General features: G+C 61.5%; 1 protein-coding gene. It reads right to left on the reverse strand.

The genetic code is table 11. From position 1 onward, the window contains the following. Positions 1 to 65 precede the first annotated feature (65 nt). Positions 66 to 954, reverse strand: an 889-nt coding sequence (locus FEM54_RS33160; protein ID WP_138454350.1) for an aldehyde dehydrogenase family protein, incomplete at its 5' end; no start/stop codon positions are given.

Raw genomic sequence — 954 nt, forward strand, 5'->3', positions numbered from 1 at the left:
TGATGCTATCGCAGGCAAGCCAGCTCCCACACAAGCCGGCTCCCACATTTGACCTGCGGTGTTGCTTACAGCTTGATCCAGGTCGATTTCAGCTCGGTGTACTTGTCGAACGCGTGCAGCGACTTGTCGCGACCGTTACCCGACTGTTTGAAACCACCAAAGGGTGCGGTCATGTCGCCGCCGTCGTATTGGTTGACCCACACGCTACCGGCGCGCAAGGCCTTGGCAGTCAGATGTGCCTTGGAGATATCAGCGGTCCACACGGCTGCGGCCAGGCCATAAATGGTGTCGTTGGCAATAGCGACCGCCTCTTCGGCGCTGTCGAATGTGATCACCGACAGCACTGGGCCGAAGATTTCTTCCTGGGCGATCTTCATGGCGTTGGTCACGCCGTCGAAAATCGTCGGCTCCACATAGGTGCCACCAGTTTCTTGCAGGGTGCGCTTGCCACCCGCCACCAGCTTGGCGCCGTCGGCATGGCCAGCTTCGATGTACGACAGCACGTTATTCATCTGCTGGGTGTCCACCAGGGCACCGACGTTGGTCGCCGGGTCCAGCGGGTTACCTGGCTTCCAGCCCTTGAGAGCCTCGATCACCAGCGGCAGGAATTTATCCTTGATGGAGCGCTCGACCAGCAGGCGCGAGCCGGCGGTGCAGACCTCGCCCTGGTTGAAGGCGATGGCGCCCGCGGCAGATTCGGCGGCGGCTTGCAGGTCCGGCGCATCAGCAAACACGATATTCGGGCTCTTGCCGCCCGCTTCCAGCCATACACGCTTCATGTTCGACTCGCCGGAGCGGATCAACAGTTGCTTGGCGATTTTCGTGGAGCCGGTAAACACCAGGGTGTCGACGTCCATGTGCAGTGCCAGCGCGTTGCCGACGGTGTGACCGTAGCCCGGCAGCACGTTCAACACGCCTTTAGGGATGCCGGCCTCAACGGCCAGGGCCGCGATG

The organism is Pseudomonas edaphica, from assembly GCF_005863185.1.
Classification (GTDB): Bacteria; Pseudomonadota; Gammaproteobacteria; order Pseudomonadales; family Pseudomonadaceae; genus Aquipseudomonas; species Aquipseudomonas edaphica.